Source organism: Rhodovulum strictum, assembly GCF_009649175.1.
In the GTDB taxonomy this organism is placed as follows: domain Bacteria; phylum Pseudomonadota; class Alphaproteobacteria; order Rhodobacterales; family Rhodobacteraceae; genus Rhodovulum; species Rhodovulum strictum.
In genome coordinates, this window is sequence record NZ_WJPO01000083.1 from 1 (window position 1) to 885 (window position 885).

An 885-nucleotide genomic window follows, 5' to 3' on the forward strand; every position below is an offset into this window, starting at 1 on the left:
AATCCGTGACCGGATCAGATCGGAATTACTGACCGGATGTTATCGGAATCGCTGACCGGATGAGCCCGGAACGCACAGCCCGGGCGGTGGTGGCGGAGGTCGCTTGGCTTGATGGGGAGGTGGAGCCGGATTGGCCCGCATTCCCTGCGGAGGCCCCGCGCCGTCGACGTGGCATTCGCGTCCCCACGACACAAGGCGCGAGCGAAGACGAGCGGGAGGACGATCCCTCGGAATATGATCGCCATGGAGGCGTAGTCCGCGCGGACACGAGAATCGCCGCGAAGTGGTTGGGCGTCCACGACGCACTTTCAGACCGCGCGATGCGATGGGACGGCGAGATCGTGGCCGCGTATGCCCCTTGGACAGCGGACAGGAACGGGGCGGGGCAAGACAACAGCACCCGGACGGAGGCGTGGCACGACGGGTGGAACGATGCATTCTACTCGCATCTGGCGCACGTCCTCATGGAGGCGCCGGAAGACCGGTTCGCGCAGGAACTTACGCGTGTTACGAGTCTACCCGACGATGCGTTCGCTCGGGTCGCTCCGCTGATCGCGCGGGCCGCCGACGTTCTCTACTTTAACGATTGCACCTGCCCCGCGGGGCGCGCGGTATCGCTCCGTCGTCGCTTGGTTGAGCGGACCGCGGCCATGCGATCTTGGCAGTACGACCATGACCCTGGCGCACTCTCGATCGATTTAGACAGGCGGGACTTGATCGCGACCTTGCTATTCAACTACGCGAACCCCTTGAGCGGTACGCGCAGCTATCTCGTTCCTCACGTGGCCGACCGGATCGACCCGCTTCTCGGTAAGGCTCCGCCGAGGGCCGTCTTGCCTCAGTGGTTCTTCTCGTCGGCCATGATGCGTTCGATGACGTCGGGAT

The 885-nt window shown here is 64.3% G+C and carries 1 protein-coding gene; it reads left to right on the forward strand.

Features of this window, described 5'->3' with window-relative positions; genetic code table 11:
* Nucleotides 1-59: 59 nt before the first annotated feature.
* On the forward strand, nt 60-885 hold an 826-nt coding region (locus GH815_RS18720), incomplete at its 3' end, for a hypothetical protein (RefSeq protein ID WP_211365137.1).